17 protein-coding genes and 2 pseudogenes are annotated in these 20,883 nt (G+C 65.2%); 10 read left to right on the top strand and 9 right to left on the bottom strand.

Features of this window, described 5'->3' with window-relative positions; translation table 11 throughout:
• The 7 genes and pseudogenes from EBL85_RS13495 to radA all read left to right on the top strand — a co-directional run.
• Positions 1–109 (top strand): annotated as a pseudogene (locus EBL85_RS13495) (IS110 family transposase); the annotation flags it as partial.
• Positions 110–297: 188 nt separating this feature from the next.
• Positions 298–654: a 30S ribosomal protein S6 gene (rpsF, locus tag EBL85_RS13490; RefSeq protein WP_062271666.1), complete on the top strand. Its 357-nt coding sequence runs from the start codon at positions 298–300 to the stop codon at positions 652–654.
• A gap of 22 nt (positions 655–676) precedes the next feature.
• On the top strand, positions 677–901 hold the full coding sequence (gene rpsR, locus EBL85_RS13485; RefSeq protein ID WP_005222396.1) for a 30S ribosomal protein S18: 225 nt from the start codon (positions 677–679) through the stop codon (positions 899–901).
• A 61-nt stretch (positions 902–962) separates the two neighbouring features.
• Positions 963–1,871, top strand: coding sequence for a hypothetical protein (locus EBL85_RS13480; RefSeq protein ID WP_123143179.1), 909 nt, complete (start codon positions 963–965; stop codon positions 1,869–1,871).
• A 47-nt stretch (positions 1,872–1,918) separates the two neighbouring features.
• Positions 1,919–2,368, top strand: coding sequence for a 50S ribosomal protein L9 (gene rplI, locus EBL85_RS13475; protein ID WP_005222409.1), 450 nt, complete (start codon positions 1,919–1,921; stop codon positions 2,366–2,368).
• A 267-nt stretch (positions 2,369–2,635) separates the two neighbouring features.
• Positions 2,636–4,045 carry a replicative DNA helicase gene (gene dnaB / locus EBL85_RS13470; protein ID WP_123139395.1) on the top strand — a complete coding sequence of 470 codons (1,410 nt, stop codon included), beginning with the start codon at positions 2,636–2,638 and terminating at the stop codon, positions 4,043–4,045.
• A 20-nt stretch (positions 4,046–4,065) separates the two neighbouring features.
• Positions 4,066–5,439: a DNA repair protein RadA gene (gene radA / locus EBL85_RS13465; protein WP_123139394.1), complete on the top strand. Its 1,374-nt coding sequence runs from the start codon at positions 4,066–4,068 to the stop codon at positions 5,437–5,439.
• Here radA and EBL85_RS13460 read toward each other — a convergent pair whose 3' ends face one another.
• A complete protein-coding gene (locus EBL85_RS13460; protein ID WP_123143178.1) occupies positions 5,440–6,660 on the bottom strand; it encodes a hypothetical protein in 1,221 nt (406 codons plus the stop codon). It abuts the gene before it with no gap.
• A gap of 134 nt (positions 6,661–6,794) precedes the next feature.
• Between EBL85_RS13460 and EBL85_RS13455 the strand changes: the two genes are divergently transcribed.
• Both EBL85_RS13455 and EBL85_RS13450 read left to right on the top strand, forming a co-directional pair.
• A complete protein-coding gene (locus tag EBL85_RS13455) occupies positions 6,795–7,346 on the top strand; it encodes a gamma carbonic anhydrase family protein (protein WP_123143181.1) in 552 nt (183 codons plus the stop codon).
• Complete coding sequence (locus EBL85_RS13450) at positions 7,343–9,496, top strand: methyltransferase domain-containing protein (protein ID WP_123143177.1); 2,154 nt, start codon at positions 7,343–7,345, stop codon at positions 9,494–9,496. The genes EBL85_RS13455 and EBL85_RS13450 overlap by 4 nt, the downstream gene beginning before the upstream one ends.
• Before the next feature lie 11 nt (positions 9,497–9,507).
• Here EBL85_RS13450 and EBL85_RS13445 read toward each other — a convergent pair whose 3' ends face one another.
• From EBL85_RS13445 to EBL85_RS13415, 8 genes and pseudogenes are all read right to left on the bottom strand, one after another.
• Positions 9,508–11,973 (bottom strand): EAL domain-containing protein, encoded by a 2,466-nt coding sequence (locus EBL85_RS13445; RefSeq protein ID WP_190288091.1) that lies wholly within the window; start codon positions 11,971–11,973, stop codon positions 9,508–9,510.
• Between the two features lie 6 nt (positions 11,974–11,979).
• Positions 11,980–12,276 (bottom strand): annotated as a pseudogene (locus EBL85_RS17635) (PAS domain-containing protein); the annotation flags it as partial.
• 111 nt (positions 12,277–12,387) lie between these two features.
• Entirely contained in the window at positions 12,388–12,798 is a 411-nt protein-coding gene (locus EBL85_RS13440; protein ID WP_123143175.1) for a type IV pilin protein, read from the bottom strand.
• 3 nt (positions 12,799–12,801) lie between these two features.
• A complete protein-coding gene (locus tag EBL85_RS13435) occupies positions 12,802–16,992 on the bottom strand; it encodes a pilus assembly protein (RefSeq protein WP_148040551.1) in 4,191 nt (1,396 codons plus the stop codon).
• Between the two features lie 18 nt (positions 16,993–17,010).
• The gene (locus EBL85_RS13430) at positions 17,011–17,595 is read right to left on the bottom strand and encodes a PilX N-terminal domain-containing pilus assembly protein (RefSeq protein WP_123139388.1); all 585 of its coding nucleotides are present in this window, start codon (positions 17,593–17,595) and stop codon (positions 17,011–17,013) included.
• Positions 17,592–18,602 carry a prepilin-type N-terminal cleavage/methylation domain-containing protein gene (locus tag EBL85_RS13425; protein WP_190288090.1) on the bottom strand — a complete coding sequence of 337 codons (1,011 nt, stop codon included), beginning with the start codon at positions 18,600–18,602 and terminating at the stop codon, positions 17,592–17,594. The genes EBL85_RS13430 and EBL85_RS13425 overlap by 4 nt, the downstream gene beginning before the upstream one ends.
• On the bottom strand, positions 18,599–19,048 hold the full coding sequence (locus EBL85_RS13420; RefSeq protein ID WP_123143172.1) for a prepilin-type N-terminal cleavage/methylation domain-containing protein: 450 nt from the start codon (positions 19,046–19,048) through the stop codon (positions 18,599–18,601). Before EBL85_RS13420 ends, EBL85_RS13425 begins: the two co-directional genes overlap by 4 nt.
• Positions 19,049–19,070: 22 nt before the next feature.
• Entirely contained in the window at positions 19,071–19,640 is a 570-nt protein-coding gene (locus EBL85_RS13415) for a GspH/FimT family pseudopilin (RefSeq protein ID WP_123143180.1), read from the bottom strand.
• Positions 19,641–19,843: 203 nt separating this feature from the next.
• On the opposite strand from EBL85_RS13415, the gene EBL85_RS13410 reads away from it, so the two are divergent.
• Positions 19,844–20,860: a class 1 fructose-bisphosphatase gene (locus EBL85_RS13410; RefSeq protein WP_123143171.1), complete on the top strand. Its 1,017-nt coding sequence runs from the start codon at positions 19,844–19,846 to the stop codon at positions 20,858–20,860.
• The last annotated feature ends 23 nt before the right edge of the window (positions 20,861–20,883 follow it).

The following is a 20,883-nucleotide window of genomic DNA, read 5'->3' as shown; positions in this document are numbered from 1 at the left end:
GCCCAAGATGGTCGCCCTCGGCGCCGCCATGCGGAAACTCGCCCACATCTGCTTCGGTGTGTTCAAGAACCGTCGTCCCTACCAGCCCGATTACGCTTCCGCGGCTTGACGGGAAAGACGGTATCTTGGCGGTTCAACCCCCCGTCGGCTCTTTCCCCCGACTAATCTTTCGTTTCCAAAGCCCCCTGATTTTGCGTACAATGATCGATTCCCCGAATCCTCGGGGATACTCCTTGCCTCACCGTCTCGGCGCCGAGTCTGCGCGGCGGGAGGCTGTCCAATCCGTAAGGAGCCAAGATGCGACACTACGAAGTGGTTTTCCTGGTGCACCCGAGCCAGAGCGAGCAGGTGCCCGGCATGGTCGAGCGTTACAAGACCAATCTCGAGAAGCGCGGCGGTCAGATCCACCGCCTCGAGGATTGGGGCCGTCGTCCGCTGGCCTACCCGATCAACAAGGTGCACAAGGCACACTATGTGCTGATGAACGTCGAGTGCGATCAGGAAGCGATCGACGAGCTCGAGAGCGCCTTCCGTTTCAATGACGCAGTGCTGCGCAACATGATCATCCGTCGTGACAGCGCCGTCACCGAGCCCTCGCCCCTGGCCAAGACCGAGGGCGAGGACGAGGGCGCTTCGAGCAAGCGCGACGACTGATCACTAGGCACTGGAGAACATCATGTCCCGATTCTTTCGACGCAAGCGTTACTGCCGGTTCACCGCTGAAGGCATCACCGAGATCGACTACAAGGATCTCAACCTGCTGAAGGCCTATGTCAGCGAGTCCGGCAAGGTCGTGCCCAGCCGCATCACCGGTACCTCGGCCAAGTACCAGCGCCAGCTCGCCCAGGCGGTCAAGCGCGCGCGCTACCTGGCCCTGCTGCCCTACACCGACGGTCATTGATCCGGCGCGTCGTGCCGCCCTCGGTTGAGACCGGTGGCGGCACGGCTGCAGGTCTGATGCGATGAAGTCACTGGCGAGTTTCATCATGCGCGGGCCTTCGCAGGCGGCGCTGGTGGCTGCCACCTCGGCCCTGCTGTCGGTGATGATCCCGGTGTTCGGGGTCGTCGCCGCAGCGGCAGTGGGCCTGGTGACCCTGCGCAACGGCGCGCGCGGCGGTGCCCTGGTGGCGCTGTTCGCGACCCTCGGGGCGGGACTCTTCTACGGTCTCGTGTTCGGGGCCCCGCTGCTGGTGCTCGGGGTGTTGCTGCTGTTCTGGGTGCCGATCTGGGGGCTGGCGCTGGTGTTGCGCTACAGCCGATCGCTGGCGCTCACGGTCGAGTCCGCGAGCCTGCTGGTGATGCTCGGTCTGGTGCTGGTCTACGCCATCGTTGGCGACCCCGCCGTCTTCTGGGCGCGGTTGCTCGAGTTGATGCGCGAGGCGGCGCTGGCCGCTCAGCCCGATGGCGCGGCGGCCAACGCCGCGCTGTTCGGCGAGCTGGCGCGGTGGATGACCGGGGCCTTCGCCATGGCGCTGACCTTCCAGGTCGTGCTCGCCCTGTTCCTCGCCCGCTGGTGGCAGGCGCAGCTCTACAACCCGGGCGGCTTCGGCGAGGGCTTCAGGGCCTATCGCCTGCACCGCGCCTTCGCGCTGTTGGCGCTGTTGCTGATCGCCGGCTGGGCGCTGGTGCGAGGCCCGGGGTTGCTCGCCGATCTCGCGCTGGTCGCCGGGGTGGGCCTGTTGCTCCAGGGGCTGGCGGTGGTCCACCAGCTGCGAGTCCAACGTGGCTCGGGGACGGGCTGGCTGGTGCTGCTCTATGTGCTGCTGGTGCTGTTGCCGCAGATGGCGGTGGCGATCGCCGCCCTCGGCCTGCTCGATGTCTGGGTGGACATCCGCGCCCGGGCAGCGCGCCTGCCCTCGCGGCGACGCTGAGGCTTGAATCGCATGCAGACGACGAACGATTTAAGAGGAAATATCACGTGGAACTCATTCTGCTGAAGAACGTTGGTGGTCTTGGCTCGCTCGGAGACAAGGTCAATGTGCGTCCGGGCTACGGTCGTAACTACCTGGTGCCGCGCGGCTTCGCCGTGGTCGCCACCGCCGAGAACCTGGAGGCCTTCGAGGCGCGTCGCGCCGAGCTCGAGCAGCTCGCCGCCGAGCAGCTGGCCGCGGCCGAGGCGCGCAAGGCCGAGCTCGAGGAGATGCGCGTGACCGTCGCTCGCAAGGCCGGTGACGAGGGACGTCTGTTCGGCTCCGTCGGCACCGCCGACATCGCCGAGGCGGTCACCGCCGCCGGTATCGCGCTCGACAAGTCCGAGGTGCGTCTGCCCAACGGCGCCTTCCGCGCCACCGGTGAGTACGAGGTCGCGCTGCACCTGCACGCCGACGTCGATACCACCATCATGGTCGACGTCGTCCCGGAAGACTGAGTCCGCCGCTCGCCCCGCCCTCACCGGGGCCTGTGCGTGGATACAGGGGCGCTCTGCGCCCCTGTGTTGTCTCTGCGCCGCCGTGCTGTCGTTGCTGTCCCGCGCCTGCTTCGGGTGATCTCGGATCGTCGCGGACCATGCTTGCCAACGCCTGGTGCATGACACCACAATCAGGGCGTCCGAGCCCCGCTCGAACGACACGCCAGCGGATCCCGATCAACCTCCCCGAGCGTCGCCGAGCCGGTTATCCTTTCCACCGGGGGCCTCATGTTCGACCCTGATACCGAAGAGCTTGCCGCGCTCGCCACCGAGGGTGGCATGGATCGGGTGCGGGTGCCGCCGCACAATCTCCACGCCGAGCAGTCGTTGCTCGGTGGTCTGATGCTCGACAACACCGCCTGGGACCGGGTCGCCGATGTGGTCTCGGCGCGTGATCTCTATCGTCGCGAGCATCGGTTGATCTTCCAGTCGATCGCCCGACTCGCCGAGTCCGACCAGCCCTTCGACGTCGTCACCCTCGCCGAGACCCTGGAGCGCTCCGAGCAGCTCGAGGCCGCCGGCGGACTGTCCTATCTCGCCACCCTGGTCAACGAGACCCCGAGCGCGGCCAACATCAAGGCCTATGCCCAGATCGTGCGCGACACCTCGGTGCTGCGCCAGATGATCGCCGCCGGCACCGCGATCGCCGACAGCGGTTACGACAGCCAGGGACGTCCGGTCACCGAGCTGCTCGACGACGCCGAGCGTCAGGTGTTCGAGATCGCCGAGCAGCAGTCGCGCGGCGGCGGCGGTTTCCAGCCGATCAAGTCGTTGCTCAACCTCGCCGTCGAGCGCATCGACACCCTCTATCAGAGCGACGAGCCGATCACCGGCCTGGCCACCGGATTCACCGACTTCGACGGCATGACCTCCGGGTTGCAGCCCTCCGATCTGGTGATCGTCGCCGGGCGTCCGTCGATGGGCAAGACCACCTTTGCGATGAACATGGCCGAGCACGTCGCCATCCAGTCGAAGCGGCCGGTGGCGGTGTTCAGCATGGAGATGCCGGGCGATTCGCTGGCGATGCGCATGATGTCCTCGCTCGGGCGTATCGATCAGCACCGCATCCGTACCGGCAAGCTCGAGGACGACGAGTGGCCGCGACTGACCTCGGCGGTCAACATCCTCGCCTCGGCGAAGATGTTCATCGACGACACCCCGGCGCTGTCGCCGACCGAGGTGCGCGCACGGGCGCGCCGGCTCAAGCGCGAACAGGGCGACCTGGCGCTGATCGTGATCGACTATCTGCAGCTGATGCAGGCGCCCGGGGTGGGGGAGAACCGCGCCACCGAGATCTCGGCGATCTCGCGCTCGCTCAAGGCCCTGGCCAAGGAACTCGACGTCCCGGTGATCGCGCTCTCGCAGCTCAACCGCAGCCTCGAACAGCGCCCCAACAAGCGCCCGGTGATGTCCGACCTGCGTGAGTCGGGCGCCATCGAGCAGGACGCCGACCTCATCGTGTTCATCTATCGCGATGAGGTCTATCACGAGGACACCCCCGACAAGGGGATTGCCGAGATCATCATCGGCAAGCAACGTAACGGCCCGATCGGCACCACCCGGCTGACCTTCCTCGGCAAGTACACCAAGTTCGAGAACTATATCGGCAGCTATTACGGCGAGGGCGACGACGGCTGACCCCTGGAGACTGAACGCGGATGGCGACCCCCCCCAAGAAGCCCAAGACCAGCTATGTGTGCAGCGAGTGCGGCGCGAGCCAGCCCAAGTGGGCCGGCCAGTGTCCGGATTGCGGCGCCTGGAACAGCCTCAACGAGCAGCTCGCGCCGGCGCGCCCGGCGGCGGCGCGTGGCGGCGGCTATGCCGGGCTCGCCGGTGGCGCCGTGGTCGAGACCCTCGCCGAGGTCGCCCCGGAGGAGCGCGCCCGCACCGCCTGCGGCATCGGCGAGCTCGACCGGGTGCTCGGCGGCGGGCTGGTCGGCGGCTCGGTGATCCTGCTCGGCGGCGATCCCGGCATCGGCAAGTCGACCCTGCTGCTGCAGGCCTGCGCGGCGCTCGCCAGTAGCCGCCGGGTGCTCTATGTCAGCGGCGAGGAATCGCCGCAGCAGATCAGTCTGCGCGCGCGCCGGCTCGGGCTCGACGGCGAGGACATCCGTCTGCTGCCCGAGACCTGTGTCGAGCGCATCCTCTATCACGCCGCCGCCGAGCAGCCGCGGGTGATGGTGGTCGACTCGATCCAGACCCTGTTCACCGAGCAGCTGCAGTCGGCGCCGGGCTCGGTGTCGCAGGTGCGCGAGTCGGCCGCGCAGCTGGTGCGCTTCGCCAAGCAGCGCGACACCGTGGTCTTCCTCGTCGGTCATGTCACCAAGGAGGGCGCACTCGCCGGTCCCAGGGTGCTCGAACACATGGTCGACACCGTGCTCTATTTCGAGGGCGAGTCGGGCGGCGCCTTCCGCCTGGTGCGCTCGATCAAGAACCGCTTCGGCGCGGTCAACGAACTCGGCGTCTTCCTGATGGGCGACCAGGGGTTGCGCGAGGTCAAGAACCCCTCGGCGATCTTCCTCTCGCGTCACGACGAGCCGACCCCCGGCAGTCTGGTGATGGTCACCCGTGAGGGCACCCGGCCGTTGCTCGTCGAGGTCCAGGCGCTGGTCGACGAGAGCTCGTTGGCCAATCCGCGCCGGGTCGCGCTGGGGCTCGATCAGAACCGTCTGTCGATGCTGCTGGCGGTGCTGCACCGTCACGGCGGCATCGGCATGTTCAACCAGGACGTCTTCGTCAACGTCGTCGGCGGGGTGCGGATCGGCGAGACCGCCGCCGACCTGCCGGTGCTGATGGCGGTGTTGTCGAGCTATCGCGACCGCCCGCTGCCGCTGGAGCTGGCGGTGTTCGGTGAGGTTGGGCTCTCGGGCGAGGTGCGTCCGGTGCCCAATGGCCCGGACCGGCTGCGCGAGGCGGTCAAGCATGGGCTTCGCCGGGTCATCGCCCCGGCCGGCAACGTCCCCAAGGGCGGTGTCGAGGGCCTGGAGATCGTCGCCGTGCGCACCCTCAGCGAGGCGCTCGACGCGCTCTGATCAGGGCGCGTCGCGATGGAGCGGTCGGGCGTCGATGCGCCGCTCGATGTGCTCGGCGATGCGGCGGTAGCGCGGGTCCTCGGTGTCGCCGAAACGGGCGGCGAACTCGGTCTTGTTCATCCCCTCCGGCAGCCCCGCGATGCGCGGCATGAAATCGTCCTCGATCAGCCCGGCGCGGGCCCGCTCGCGCACCCAGCGCGCCTGCTCCGGGGTGGCGGTGGCGAGGGTGGCGAGGCGGATGCCGGCGCGGTTGGCGGCGAGGTCGGCAAAGCTGAAACCACTGCCGCCGTCGCTGTCGCTGTGCTCCTTGTACCAACCGACCAGGGTCGAGAACAGGTCGCCGCCCTCGAGCGCGAGCGCCGCCGAGGCGGTGAAGTGCTGGGCGAGGTCCTCGCGCTTGCGCAGGGTCACGGTGCGCTGTGGCAGCCGCGCGCCCTCGGGATCGTGCAACTGCTGGCCGTTGACATAGAGCGCGAGCAGCAGCAGCGCGGCGCGGTTGTCGGCGAGCGGGGCCTCGCTCGGCGCGCCGAGCAGCACGCCGAGCAGGGTGGCGAGATCGGGCGCCGAGCGATCCTCGGCGAGATGCCGGTCGAGCCGGCGCTGCGCGGCGAGCATGGCGGGGCGGTCGGCGTCGGCGATCAGGCTGCTGGCCAGGCGCTCCAGCCCGTCGGCCTGCCAGGTGTAGATCACACTGATCCGCTCCGGTCCGAGCCGGGTGCGCTGTACCAACCGGCTCTGACCGAGCGCATCGAGCAGTCGCTCGGTCAGGCCCTGCACCAGTCCGGCGGGCAGCGGCAGTCCGGCGACCCGGGCTTTGACCACCTCGGGCAGTGCCCCGTCGGTCTCGACCAGACCGAGTTCGAGGTTGAGATAGCGTCCGGGTCCCACCCAGGGCAGCGCAATCGAGCCCTGCAGGTCGAGTCGCCCGGGGGCGAGCTGGACCGCGGCGCGTCCCTCGGCGCCGATCCGGGCGATCAGGTGGTTGGCCACCCGCTCGGCCTCGGTGGCGCTGAGCGCGACCATGGTCGGCATCCCGGCGAGGCGGTCACGCGGGCGGTTGTGACGCAGCCAGTCCTCGGCCCAGGCATGGTCGGCGGCGCTGAGCGGCGCGCGCTCCGGGACCACCGCCTGGCCGTCGAGCGCGACCCTGAGCGCGAGCCCGGCGAGACCGAGCAGGATCAGCAGGCCGAGCCAGCCGAGTCCCTTGATGATGAGATGCATGATGCGGGTTCCTGTGCGGCGCATGGCGGGCAGGGTAGCGGCTGTGTTGCGCGCGGCCAAGCCCGCGGCTTGCGGGGTGTGTCCGGCGCGGTCATGCTGGGGCGATCCGTGTCAGATCGAGTGAGGCGATGGTGATGTGTCCGACCCGTGTATTCGAGGGGCGTGGCCCGGAGATCGACCCAGGCGCCTGGGTCGACCCGAGTGCGGTGCTGATCGGTGCGGTGCGGCTTGCCGCCGCGGCCTCGGTGTGGCCGGGGTGCGTGGTGCGCGGCGATGTCGAACGCATCGAGATCGCCGCCGCCAGCAACATCCAGGACGGCTGCGTGCTGCACGTCTCGCACGACGGGCCCTTCCGACCGGGCGGCGCGCCGCTGCTGATCGGTGAGCGGGTCACCGTCGGTCATCAGGCGCTGCTCCACGGTTGCGAGATCCGCGAGCGCTGTCTGATCGGCAGCGGTGCCCGGGTGCTCGACGGCGCCCTGATCCACCCCTACACCCTGCTCGGCGCCGGCGCCCTGGTCACCCCGGGGCAGGAACTCGCCGGCGGTCAGCTGTGGCTGGGCGCGCCGGCGCGTCCGGTGCGTCCGTTGAGCGAGCGCGAGCGGGCGCAGATCGACTACTCGGCCGAACACTATGTCGCGCTCGCCGCGCGCCATCGCGCCGCCTTGGCGGAGGTCGACGGATGAGCCGGCGAGCACGACGTCCGGCGGCCGCGTCGCACGATGCGAGCACGCAGGCGGCCCTGGTCGATGCCTTCCGCGGTGGCGATCTGCCACGTGCCGAGACCCTGGCGCGACGTCTCACCGCGACCCGTCCGGGCGCGGCCTTCGGCTGGAAGGCGCTCGGCTCGGTGTTGCTCGCCGAGGGCCGTCCACGTGCGGCGCTGGATGCGCTGGAGCGGGCGCTGGCGCTGGCCGGGGACGATCCCGAGTGTCGCAATACCCTGGGCCGCGCGCTGCTCGATCTGGGCGAGCCCGCGCGTGCCCTCGATGTGCTCGAGCGCGCCCGGGTGCTGCGTCCGGCAGACCCCATGGTGCTTGGTAATCTCGGCGCCGCGCTGCAGACGCTGGGCCGGAGCGAGGCGGCGCTCGCGCCGCTGGCCCGCGCCGTGGCGCTGGCGCCCGATTCGGCGGCGGCGCTCAATAATCACGCCGGGGCCTTGCTTGCGCTCGGTCGCGCCGCTGCCGCGCGCCCCTTGCTGGAACGGGCGCTGGCGCTCGATCCCGGGCTGGTGCAGGCGCGCGCCAACTGGGTGCGCAGTGTCGAGATGCTGCGCCCCGACGCGCCGTCCCCGGCGTTGCGCGGCCTGTTGGTACGGGCGCTGGATGAGTGTTGGTGTATGCCGCAGCGGCTGCTCGTGCCCAGTTGTGCGTTGCTGCACGCCGAGCCGGTCATCGCCGCGGCGCTCGCGCGTGTCGCCGCGCACTGGCCGGGGGCGCCGACCCTGGCAGCGCTCGGCGGTGCTCCGGTGGTTGCGGCCCTGCTCGCCGACGCATTGCTGATGGCGTTGCTGCCACGGGTGATCCTCGGTGATGTCGGGCTCGAGCGGTTGCTGACCCTGTTGCGCCGGGCGTTGCTCGTCGAGGTCGAGCAGGGGCGACTCGACGCCGACGGCTTGGCGCTGCTGGTGGCGATCGCGCAGCAGTGCGAGCTTGCCGAGTTCGTCCACGACCAGGACGCCGAGGAGACCGCGCGGGTCGCGACGCTGCGCACGGAGCTCGCTGAGGCGCTGCGCTGGCGCGCGCCGGTCGCCGCCGAGCGGGTGGCGGCGCTGGCCGCCTATCTGCCGCTCGGCTCCATCCCGTTCGCCGAGCGTCTGCTCGAGCGGGACTGGCCGGAGTCGCTGCAGCCCCTGCTCGAGCGTCAGCTCGTCGAGCCCATGGCCGAACGGCGTCAGCTCGAACACATCGAGCGCTGGGCGCTCACCGAGGATGTGGTGAGCCGGCGGGTGCGCGCGCAGTACGAGCGCAACCCCTATCCGCGCTGGCGGGTGAGCGAGCCGGTACTGACGCCGGCGCCCGACCTGCCGGCGCTGTTGCGCCAGCGGCTGCCCGGCGTCGAGCTGGGGGGCGTGACCTGTCCGGAGACGCCCGAGGTGCTGGTCGCCGGCTGCGGTACCGGCGAGCACGCGATCGCCACGGCGCGGCGGTTGCGCGGGGCGCGGGTGCTGGCGATCGATCTGTCGCTACGCAGTCTCTGCCATGCCCGCGCGCGCAGCGAGGCCCTCGGGGTCGCGGTGCGCTATGCCCAGGCCGACCTGCTGGCGCTCGCCGCGCTCGACGAGCGCTTCGACCTGATCGAGTCGGTGGGGGTGTTGCACCATCTCGACGATCCACTCGCCGGTGTGCGGGTGCTCGTCGGGCGTCTGCGGCCCGGCGGGGTGATGCTGCTCGGGCTCTACAGCGAGCGGGCACGCGCAGCCGTGTATCGTGCGCGGGCGCTGGTGGATGCCGTCGGGATCGGTGACGACCCGGCGCGGATCCGTCGCGCCCGTCAGCGACTGATCGAGGCCGCCGACGAGGAGCGGGTGCTGCGTCCGCTGCTCGATTCGCCAGATTTCCACTCGATGAGCGGTTGTCGCGATCTGCTGTTCCACGTCCAGGAACACTGCTTCACGCCGTCTGGGCTTGCCGATCTGTTCAGTGATGCCGGACTGGAGCTGCTCGGGGTCGAGCTCGATCCGACCCGGCGCGCAGCCTATCGCGCGCGTTTCCCGGAGGATCCGACGGTGGCCGATCTGGCGCGGCTCGATACCTTCGAGCGCGATCATCCGCTGACCTTCACGGCGATGTATCACTGCTGGGTCAGGCCGCGCGCCGGGGCGCGGCCGGGCTAGACGGAGGGCGATCAGCTACCGCGCAGCTTGGGTGGACGGGGCTCGGGCTTTTGACTGATACGGTGCTCGAGCTGCTCGGGCGGAAGCGGCGGGGCGTAGAGTTCGCCCTGGGCGTGCGGACAGCCGATGGTGAGCAGCAGTTCGCGCTGACCCTCGGTACGTACGCCATCGGCGAGCAGGCCGATCTCGAACGACTGGGCGAGGGCGATGACCGCGTGTACCACGTCGAGATCCTCCTGGGCCTCGGGCAGGTTCTCGATGAAGCCGCGATGGATGCTCAGGGTGCCCACCGGCAGCCGGCGCAACAGCGAGGGGGCGAGCCAGCCGGCGCCGACATCACGCAGCGTCAGGTGGACGCCGAGCTGGTGCAGGGCGGCGAACAGCTCGACGATCTGATCGCTGTGCTTGAGCAGCAGCCCCTCGGTGAACTCCAGCTCGAGTTGATCGCCGTCGAGTCCGTGGGTGTCGAGCGCGCGCGCGATGGTGCTGGCCAGATCGAGTCGCAGCAGCAGCGGCTCGGAGACGTTCAGCGCCAGTCGTCCGACCGGCAGCCCCCGGCTGCGCCAGTGCTGGAACTGCTCGCAGGCGCGGTTCAGCGTCCAGTGACCGAGCTCGACGAGGAAGCCGCCGTCATCGGTCAGTGGCAGGAAGCGCTCGGGCGCGACCAGACCGAGTTGTGGCTGGTTCCAGCGCGCCATCGCCTCGATGCCGCACCATCGACCCGACTCGACGTCGACGCGCGGTTGGTAATGGAGCTGGAAATCGCCGCGCTCGAGCCCCTCGCGCAGCTGGCCGATGAGCCGTTGGCGCTCCTCGGCGGCGGCATCGGTGTGGATCGCCAGACAGCGATAGGCGTTGCGTCCGCCCTGCTTGACCGCGCGCAGCGCCGACTCGGCCTTGGCGAGCAGCAGGTCGCGGTCGCGGCCGGTGCTGGGGTCGAAGGCGATGCCGATGCTGGCGGTGACGAAGACCTCGTGCTCGCGGATGTGAAAGGGCGCGGCGAGACAGTTCTGCAGTCGCTGGGCGATCGATTCGGCCTCACGGATCCCGGGGATCTCCTCGAAGATCAGGCCGAACTGGTTGGCGCTGAGTCGGGCGAGGGTGTCGGCCGGGCGGATCTCGCTGCGCAGGCGCAGCGCCACCGAGCGCAGCAGCTCGTCGCCGATCTGCGGACCGAGATGGGTATTGATGTTGGCGAAGCGGTCGAGATCGATGAGGAAGAGGGCGAGCGGGATCTGCTTGCGCTGGCGCAGCTCGATGGCGTGCTCCAGGCGGGAGTTGAACAGCAGCCGGTTGGGCAGCTTGGTGAGCTGGTCGTAGTGGGCCAGGTACTCGGCGCGGCGCGGGGTGTTGAGGGTGGCGCTGTGCTCGGCGAAGACGCCGACATAGTTGAGCAGGTTGCCGCGGGCGTCGACGATGCGGTGGATGGCCAGGCGCTGGAGATAGATCTCGCCGTCCTTGCGGCGGTTCCAGACCTCGCCGATCCAGGAGCCGTGCTTGAGCAGGTGACGCCACATGCCGACGAAGAAGCTGCGCGGGTGCCAGTGCGAGTTGAGCAGGCTGGGATTGCGACCGAGGACCTCGGTCTCGGTGTAGCCGGTGATGCGGCTGAAGGCGGCGTTGACGGCGACGATGCCGCCCTCGGGGTCGGTGATCAGCACGCCCTCGGAGGTCGCGGCATAGACCGCGGCCGATTGCAGCAGACGGCGTTCGGCCTCGCGCACCAGGGTGACGTCGCGGACATTGATCACCGCGCCGGCAAGCTGGTCGTCCTCGCCGCGGTGCGGACTGACCCGTATCTCGAGGTCGCGTGGTTCGCCGTCGGGGCCGGGGCGACGCAGGTCCTCGGCATGTTCCTTGGCGTGTGCGAGACAGCGCTCCAGTGCCTGCTGCAGCGCGGCGCCGAGTGTCTGGTCGGAGATCACCCGACCAAGTGGCTGGTCGATGACCGCGTCGTAGTCACGATCGAGCGCGTTGAGGAAGGCGCGGTTGACGGCGCGGATGTGGTGCTCGGGATCGACGAAGGCGAGCCGCTCGGATGAGGCCGAGAGGATCTCGCTGTAGTGCGAGAGCGCCTGCTCGGCGCGGTAGCGCTCGGTGATGTCCATGACCACGCCGCAGATACGGGCGTCGCTCTCGGTGGCGCGCGGGTCGATGTGGCCGGTGCCCTCGATCCAGCACTCGCTGCCATCGGGGCGCTGCAGCCTGAAGCGCACCTGGATCGGTGCTTGGGACTCTGCAGCCTGCTCGAGGGCCTGTTCGACGCGCGGACGGTCGTCGGGGTGGATGAGCCCGAGCGCGTCCTCGAGCATCAGCGTCTCGGTCGGGGGCAGCCCCCAGATGTCGTACCAGGTACGGGTGACGCGGACCTGACCGGTCGCCACCTCGAGCTGCCAGTTGGCGACCCGGGCGAAGGCTTGGGCCTCTTCGGTATGGGCTGGATACTGGTTTGCGAGTTCGCTCCAGGCGGTATCCATGACCATCACCAGCCATTGCGTCTCCTGGTCTTGGTAGGGCGATACCGTCAGCTGCGCCCTCAGCTGTCCGTTCTTGGTCGTCAGCAGGATATTCAGTCGCCGCGGCGATGCCTCGTGAGTGGCGATGTCGAACTGTGCGAGTAGCGCGGGGGAGGGGTTTGCCAGCAGGTCGCTGAAGCATGTGCCACGCAGGTCGGTGTTGGGCTTGCCGACCAGTTCGAGAAGCGGGCGATTGATTTCGGTGATGCGCAGTCCTTTGTCTAGGAGAAGCGCTCCTTGCGGGATGGCTGAGAGCAGAGACATAAAGGGATCGAGGGACGTTTTTTTTCGGTTCCGGGGAATGGTGTCGTTCCTGAATCGATCGGGGAGTTTGGCCGGTTCATATGATTTGGATGTCCGTTTTCCGGTCGGGGTTTACCAGCAGCCACTAACGCCGCCGCTACCGGATGCCCCCTTCTTCCCTGATTGGTCCAGGCTCAGTGTCGCGCACTTGGTGTCATGTGTGCTTTGTGCGCCGATGGGGGTTGCTTCTATGGTGTAGGTGCTGCGGCTGAGGTCCTTGACTGAAATGGTGTACCTGGTATCCATGCTGTCGTCGCTGCTGCAGGACAGGTTTGGGACTGCGTCTGCATAAGACATTTTCTCGGTGTAATAACGCTCCATGAACTGAGCGTATTCGCCGATGCAGGACTTGGCTCGTCCACGATAGGTCTTGGTGACCTGGTCGATATAGGATGGATAAGCGATTGCTGCCAGTATTCCGATGATGGCAACGGTGATCATCAACTCGATCAGCGAGAAACCAGCGCTGTGATTCTTTCTCATGACCTAGTACTCCAGGATCTCTCGCCAGGAGGCGCGGTTGATCGAACTCTCCGGTGCACGGATCTGGATCGTCTCGGTGTCACTGTTGTCGAGAACGACCTGCATGAAGTTGGCGACGAAGGTCGGCTGGTTCGGAACGTGCGAGAATCCGACCCCGGATACCGGGATTGGCTCGCCGCTGACCTCGAGCGCGTCACTCTGGTCGAATTCTCCGTCTCGGTCAATGTCGAAGATCCCCTCGCTAAGCCTGGCTCCGGTGAAGGGGTCGATCGCCATGACGAAGCCGTTACCCGTGGGTTGGCAACTGTCACTCGAGTCGGGTATACGGGTGGTACCGAACAGGACCTCCCCTTGGAATTGGTTGGGCAGGGTCATGCGTTCACCCTCGCGACCATTGATCGGCGAAACGAGATCGATGTACCACCCGCTCTTGCCCTCGAGATCCTCGCTGTCACCGGCGGAAACGACCCTGACGGACAGCTCGTCGACCAGCCCTTCGGCCTCGATCTGACGCGCGACGAGGTTGGAGCGGCTGGAGATGGTCTGACCTTCGTCGACCAGGCCGTACCAGCTTTGCACTTGCGTGTCGGTGATGTCGGTCTCGTTGAGATAACGGCCAGTGCCGAAGAAGACCCAGCGTAGGTCGCTGTCGGGATCGACGCCGACCAATGGCGAGACGGTGATGGGTTGGGAGGTGTTCGAGGCATCCGTTGCGCTGAACAGTAACCTGCTCTGCGGGGTGTTGCTGGAGAGGTTCTCGAATCTCCACAGGTTGCCCTTCAGGTCGCCGGCATAGACAGTGTCGGTGAAGCCGTCACCGTTCGAGTCCCATGCATAGATCGCGGACAAGGCGTTGTCGGTTACCGTCGTCGGCTCCACGCTTACCGCGCTGCCATCGGCCACGTCGATCATCAACAGTTGGGCCGTGCCGCTCTGGTTGTCCGGGCCGTTGCCGAGCAGAACGCGCCACTCGCCGTCTTCGACCTGAGCGACGATCGGCTTGCCGATGTTGCGACCGAGTCCGGGGATGTCCTGCTCATCCCTTTCCCAGAGCAGCGAAATGTTGGTCGGATCGGTGACATCCAGTGCGAATACCCCGGGGCCACCTCGCCCCAGGGTCCCGATCAGCACGCTCTTCCAGGCCCCGGAGGTATAGACGTCTGCCACCGTCAGCTCACCATCGACGAAGTAGCGATGGGCATAGTCGGGGTTGGCCAGGGATACGAGGCCCTTCGAGAAGACAGCGTTGGGGATGAATGCGTAGATCTCTTCTCCGGTGGCGGCGTCGAATGCGTGCAGCATGCCGTCGTTTGCGCCGACGTAGAGTGTTGCTGAACGACTCTGCTGGTTGCGACTGAAATTGGCATAGCTGCTGGCGCCGAGGAAGGTTGCACCGACATAGAAGGACGGGTCGGGTGAGGACACATGGACCGGTGCTGAATTGACAATGTCGCCGAGCAGGTGCTGGCGACTCCTCAGGGTTCCGCTCGGCGTTTCGTTCGAGGTGTCTCCACGGAGATAGTCGACGATCGAGCTCGATTGCAGGAGGGCTTGCTGAGCGCCGCTGAGATTATCCCAGGTGAAAGGTTCGGCGGTTTGCGAGTCCGGGCGGTTGAAGAAGATCTTGCGGGCATCCCAGGCAGGAAGAGCGTCGTTTGCGCTCCACTCCGGTGTTTCGCTGAGCACTCCGGTCTGGGTGTCCATGCTGAAGGCCTCGACATCTCCGTCCCAGGAACCGCTGACGAAGCTCGCCTGGTAGCTTCTGGTGTCGGTACTCAGCTCCGATGAGTTGGTCGCCAGTCCGCTCCCGGTTCCCACGGTCTCCTCGACGATGTTGCTGAATGCCTGGGTCAGGCTTTCGATCATCTTGTCGGCCTCGCTGGCGACATAGAAGTTGTCGGGGCGCTTGTCGCCTGTCGACAGGATGTCGCCGGTTGTGTGCCACCAGCTGTCGGGGAGTGGTTCGGTCTGCTCGTAGGTTCGGTAGTCGTTCGGTACGGAGAAGCCGCCGTACTTGGTGGCGAGCCAGTACTGATTGCGCGCGCGCGATTCCAGTCTTTGCGCCTCGCGGACATCGACCCAGTAGGTCGACACGGTTTGCTTGTCGATAAGGTCTGGACGGATATCGCGGGTATGGGCGTCATAGGCGAGCCCCACGATGTAGGCCGAGTTCTCGCGTCCGGTGAAGGGGGTGCTGATGGTGATGCCTTCGAGCAGTGCGACGCGCTGGGTCGCGGTCACGACGTCGATGCTGCTGTCACCGCTGACCTCGCTCGGTGTTGCTGGCTCGTCGCTGCTCCTGCTGTTTCCCGGGAGGTTCTTGTCCCTGTGGGTATTGGCGTCGCCGATACCGAGAATGACGCTCTTCTGGCAGTAGTGCTGGATGGGGTCCTGCCATGAGGTGATGACGGGGAAGCCATCGGCAAGCTGGTACTTCTGGTCGTCGGAGCCCGATATGTCCGAGTATTCGGGGACATTTCCCTGGTGCTTGAAGTAGCGTAGTGCGGCATAGAAGAGTTCGCTGACCGGGTCGATGCTCTTGTGGTTCGCACTGGTCATCTCGCCGAACTTGTTGAGATAGTTGATGACGCCGCTATCCTCGACACCAGCTGCGATGAGCGTCGAGGTGATATCCGATGGGGTTGGGTTTGGGGTCAGGACGCCGGTCGCCAGATCCCATTCGGGGTTCGGGTTCTCGATGGTGAGCCCGGAGTCATCGATCATGTTCTCGCCGATGAAGCGCATCCCGGCCCTGAGTACTCCGCCGTCCCGATATTTGTTCGAGTCGTTCAGGTATCCGAAGACCGCATAGCGAATCCTGCTGGAGTACTCCTGAAGTAGCCCCTCTGGCTTGTAATGGCTGCCGTATCGCACGCAATTGTCTTCGAGAGAAACGCTCGGATCGCAGACCTTGACGCGGACATGAGCCTCGAAGGTGCTCGACTGGGAATCGGAAGACTTCAGCGGGTAGGGTATGTCGCTATCCGTTGTCGATACGGACAGGTTGTCGACATAATACGTGTGACCGCCATGGATGACGATACGGTCGAAGCTGCTATAACTACTGTCGGTGATCCCGCTGATGCTGCCGAGCTGCTGGTTTCTGTCGTCGTAGACCTCTAAGGAAATTTCGCCGTCATCATATGATGTAAGGACGAAGCGATACCATTCGTTTTCCGGTCTGTTCCAGCTCTGTCTAGAGCCAAGGGATGATGGGTTGCCATCGCTACGCTTCTCGATGCCAAATTGTGTGCTGGTGAATACGACGCCGTAGCCGTCGAAATCGGAGTCGCTGATGGAAAGACGGTCGGCATTTCCTCCGCCGCTGTTGGAAGGGCGATAAATCCAGCCGGTGAAGATGAAATTTCTATCGACCGTCTGGGACATTGTCTTGTAGCCGCCGTTGGGGTCGTTCGAATCTGTCTTTCTTAGACTTCCTGTTATCGCGTCGACAGAGCGCGAACTGTCTCTTGACACCTCTCCGTTGCGATATTGAATCCAGCCGGATGAGAAGTCAGAGTCGTCGAACACCTGTTGGCTCGTCTGTGTGTCACTAGTCGAGCTGAAATCGTTCGGCAAGGTGAAATACATCCTGTTGCCGAGGCCATTGATGCGAATGTTTATCCAGTCCGCCTCGAATGGGGTTGCGCCAGAGATAAGTGATGCATTACTTCCGGATTGAGGTGTTCTTCTCTCGGGATACACATTGGTGCCGCCTTGGCCGTCATGCCTCGCTTTTTGTAGCCAGGTTTCTTCGACAGTGTCGCGGTATCTGTATCCCCCCGAGAGTGCTGCGCGGAAGGGGTCAATGGTTTGGGTTGCTGCCCAGTTCATGAAGTTGCCACTCCACTCGCCATCCCCTGAGCATCTTCGATTATTCGTGGTGGATGAAGGGTAGAAGTGGCGCTCCTCCTCGGCTGAATCGATCCCTTCATAGCGATAGCATTTATTTGAATCGAAATAACCTGCGTAGGCGCGATCCTCGGTGTATGCGCCGAGATTGGCGACACTGTTGATCGTGGGCCATTCCACGGAAGGAACCAGCGCGAGATTACCGGGGACATTGGTTCCTACGGACAGAGGGATCTGTGAAACCATGTCTGCGCATGCAAGCTGTGAGATCAGGAGCGTGGCGAGTGTCAGCTTGATTCTGGCGGCCGATCTTCTGATGTGATTCTCGAGTTCAGTATGCATGGAGCTTGCCCCGCGAGTTCAGAGGTTCCTTTCGAAGATGCCGGAGAGGACGACGAGTGCGCGATCCTGTACCGCTGTCGGGCTTGCGCTTCGCGCGATGACGCGATAGTAAGCGACCTCGCCGCCGCTGCCGCTGCCGCCATACTGCATGTTGTTGGCACTGTTGCCGGAGTTGAGTGAGGTCGTACTGGGGGCTTTGCCGAGATAGTGGATCTGGTATTGTGGTGCACCGATGACCATGCCATCGTTGATTCGGTATTCGGTGTCGACGGTGATCCAGTTGGTGCCGTCGCTCTGGAAGGTTTCTGGTGGAACAGGGGAGCAGTTATTGGCACTGGTCGGAGAGCAGTCGATTCCACCGAGTGCGCTGATCTCCCAGTCCTCGGCGATCGCGCTCTGGGCTGCACGTAGCGCGGCCTCGCTCATCTGCATGGCGAGCGAGCGGTCGTAGGTGTTGGCGCTCATCTTCTCCTGGACCCTTGCCTGTTTGATTCCGGAGAGGCCGATCAGGGTGGCGACCATGAGCAGGATCATGGAGATGGCGAGCGCCGCGCCGCGCTGCGAGGATGGCGTGCCCGAGATCGGCTGCTTGATCGTGTTCATTGCGCGCGATTTCTCAATGAGACCAGATAGGTTTGCTTTTTGATGATCCGGCCATCCGTTGCGCTTGCGACAGAGATGTTCTGTGCGGTACTGGCGAACGTCAGGGTGATCTCGACTGCGTTGACGTCGTTCCAGTCCGCCGGCTTTTCGGCGTCAAATTTATCCCCATAGCGGTATATCAACTGCATGTCGGTGACGCCGGGGATGATCTCGATGCCTTTTGCTGCCGGGGTTCCGGAGCTTCCGACCTCGAGCATCGCACGATACAGACCTCGCCCGCCTTCTGCCGTTCGCCCGTTGTTGCCGATGTACCAGAAGGTGGCGTTGAGCCTGGAGACCAGGGCGTTCTTGGGGAACCGGTGATTTTGGGGTGGGTCAGAGTCACATGCGGCAGAATAATCAAGGCCGGTTGTGCAGTTTCCTGGGGTCCCGCCCGTGTCGCTGTAGCCGATGATCCCGGATGATTGGTTATAGGTGTTCGCCTGAAAGAGGGTCGCGTGGTCGTTGTCGCAGACGATCAGAATCTCGCCGGCTTCGATGTCCGTGGATGCCGGGTCGATCGTGATCCGGGCATTGTCGACGTCGTGTGTGGAGACGGCAAAGCCGTTGTCGCGGATCGACTGCAACTGTAATGCGTCGGTGCCATTGACGCGTCCGCCGTTGCTCGATGAAAAGTCGATCGCTGATGCGGCCTCGTCCCCCTGATACCCCTGGATCGGACGCCATGTTGCCCACCACTCCGGGGAGGTGTTGAGTACGCTGGAAATCCGCTCGTTGCCACAGCCGGTACTGCCCGCCTGACGGAGGTCCCGGCTCAACAGCTCGAAGGCCGTGCGTTGGTTCTCGATCGTCTCCGCGAGCGCCTCGATCGTTCGTTGACTCTGACGGTTGGCGGTGAGCGCGCTGATCGTGCCGCCGGTGACCACCAGGCCGAGCAGCATGGCGATCATGAGTTCGACCAGGGTGAAGCCCTTGCTCGATAGGAGTGAAGTAAGCGGCTCTTTCACAGTAATAACTCGATGGTGAATTGCTGCTGATCGCTACCGGACGTGCCGCGGGAGTCATCCCATTGCACAATGATGGTACAACTGTTGCCGGTGCACGAGACGCTGCCAGTTGCATCTTCCCCGAGCGTCGAGTAAATCTGGTCACGCCAGTTCGCCAATGCGACCTCCGGAAAAGACGTGCCTGTCGGCTTGTCCTCCGTAAGACCGATGTCGAAATCACCAGCGGCGGCGCGGGCCGGGATCGCGCGCATTGCCTCGGAAATCGAGTAAGCGTGAACGATGGCTGCGTTTCTGTTGATCGCGCTCTGATTGTTCATCAGTGCGCGCATCTGCAGTCCGGAGATGCCGAGCAGTCCGATCGAGAGGATGACGACGGCGACGAGCACCTCGATCAGAGTTGCCCCGGAGGACGATCTTTTTAAATTGATAGGCGACAGTTTGTTCATGACTAAGTCTTCGCCAGTGGTTTCAGCAATCGTCCTTATTCGTTTCGCTGCAGGTCCTGATCCTGCCGCTGGCACTGATGATGAGGTGGCGTGCCTTGTCTTGCAGGTTGACGCTGAAGGTGCCGCTGGATAGGCCGCTGCTGCCCTGGGAAAAACCGGAGGGGAGATAGCTGATGAAGTCCTTGAAGGAGTTCCCAGTGGTGATGGTGACGGCCGGGATGTTTTGTTCGTGTACGATGATGACTTGGTCGTTGCCGTCGATCTGACCTCTCGTGCCCCGGTCGGAGAAGATGATCCAGCCGCTTTCCCAGCCGGGGTCGCCGGTGGCGCAAGCGGGTGAGCTGCTCGATGTGGTGGTCGATTTGCAAACGGTGACGCGTGTGCCGCGCTTGATCGCCTCGGAACGCGCGACATGGAGCGCCTCCAGGAGGTCGTTGTTGATCACTGCGATACGGTTGGTTGCAATGATCTCGCGGAAGCTGGGTATCGCGACGCTGAGGATGATGGTGAGAATGCTGATGGTCACGATCAGCTCCAGCAAGGTGACGCCTTGTTGACGGCTGGTGTCTCGAGGTGGTGGGAGTGCTTTCATAAGCCCTGGGCTGACCGCTGTCGGTTCGATCGTTGGCGACTGACCACGACACTAGTCTAGTGCAAGGGTCGTGGTGCCGATCGGGCATGCTCCACAGTTGAAGCCTAAACCCCAAGAAGGGTAGGGGTTCTGGGGGTACGATGAACCCCTTATACTGGCCGTCCATTCGATAACACTTATGTACGCGGAGACGAGGACGAGTCATGCATAACAACCGCACCACCATCACCCAGTACATCATCGAGGAACAGCGTCACGTCGCCGGGGCCACGGGCGATTTCAGCGGGCTGCTCAACGATGTGGTCACCGCCTGCAAGGTGATCAGCAACATGGTCAACCACGGCGCCCTGGTCGGGGTGCTGGGCAGCGCCGGGCAGGAGAACGTGCAGGGCGAGACGCAGAAGAAGCTCGACGTGCTCTCCAACGACGTCTTCCTCAAGTCGAACGAATGGGCCGGACACCTCGCGGCGATGGCCTCGGAGGAGATGGAGGCGATCTACCCGATCCCGGCACGCTATCCGCGTGGCAAGTATCTGCTGACCTTCGACCCGCTCGACGGCTCCTCGAACATCGACGTCAACGTCTCGGTCGGTACCATCTTCTCGATCCTGCGCCGCCCGGACGACACCGCCGAGCCGACCGAGCAGGATTTCCTCCAGCCCGGCACCGAGCAGGTCGCCGCCGGTTACGCGCTCTACGGCCCGTCGACGATGATGGTGTTGACCACCGGCAACGGCGTCAACGGCTTCACCCTCGACCAGAACATCGGCGAGTTCATCCTCACCCACCCGGGGATGACGATCCCCGCCGATACCCGCGAGTTCGCCATCAACGCATCCAACATGCGCTTCTGGGAGCCGCCGGTGCGGCGCTATGTCGACGAGTGCCTGGCCGGGCGCGAGGGCGAGCGCGGCGAGGACTTCAACATGCGCTGGATCGCCTCGATGGTCGCCGAGGTGCACCGCATCCTCACCCGTGGCGGGGTGTTCATGTACCCGATGGACGAGAAGATCCGCGCCAAGGGGCAGGGCGGCAAGCTGCGTCTGCTCTACGAGGCCAACCCGATGTCGTTCATCGTCGAGCAGGCCGGCGGCGCGGCGATCACCGGGCGCGACCGGATCATGTCGCTACAGCCCGAGGCGCTGCACCAGCGCGTGCCGGTGATCCTCGGCTCGCGCAACGAGATCGAGCGTATCCAGGGCTACCATCGCGAGAGCTGATAGCTGATAGCTGATAGCTGATA

The organism is Marichromatium sp. AB32 (genome assembly GCF_003718675.1).
Taxonomy (GTDB): domain Bacteria; phylum Pseudomonadota; class Gammaproteobacteria; order Chromatiales; family Chromatiaceae; genus Marichromatium; species Marichromatium gracile.
The sequence above is the reverse complement of the archived record's forward strand: the minus strand, read 5'-3'. Positions and strand labels throughout refer to the sequence as shown.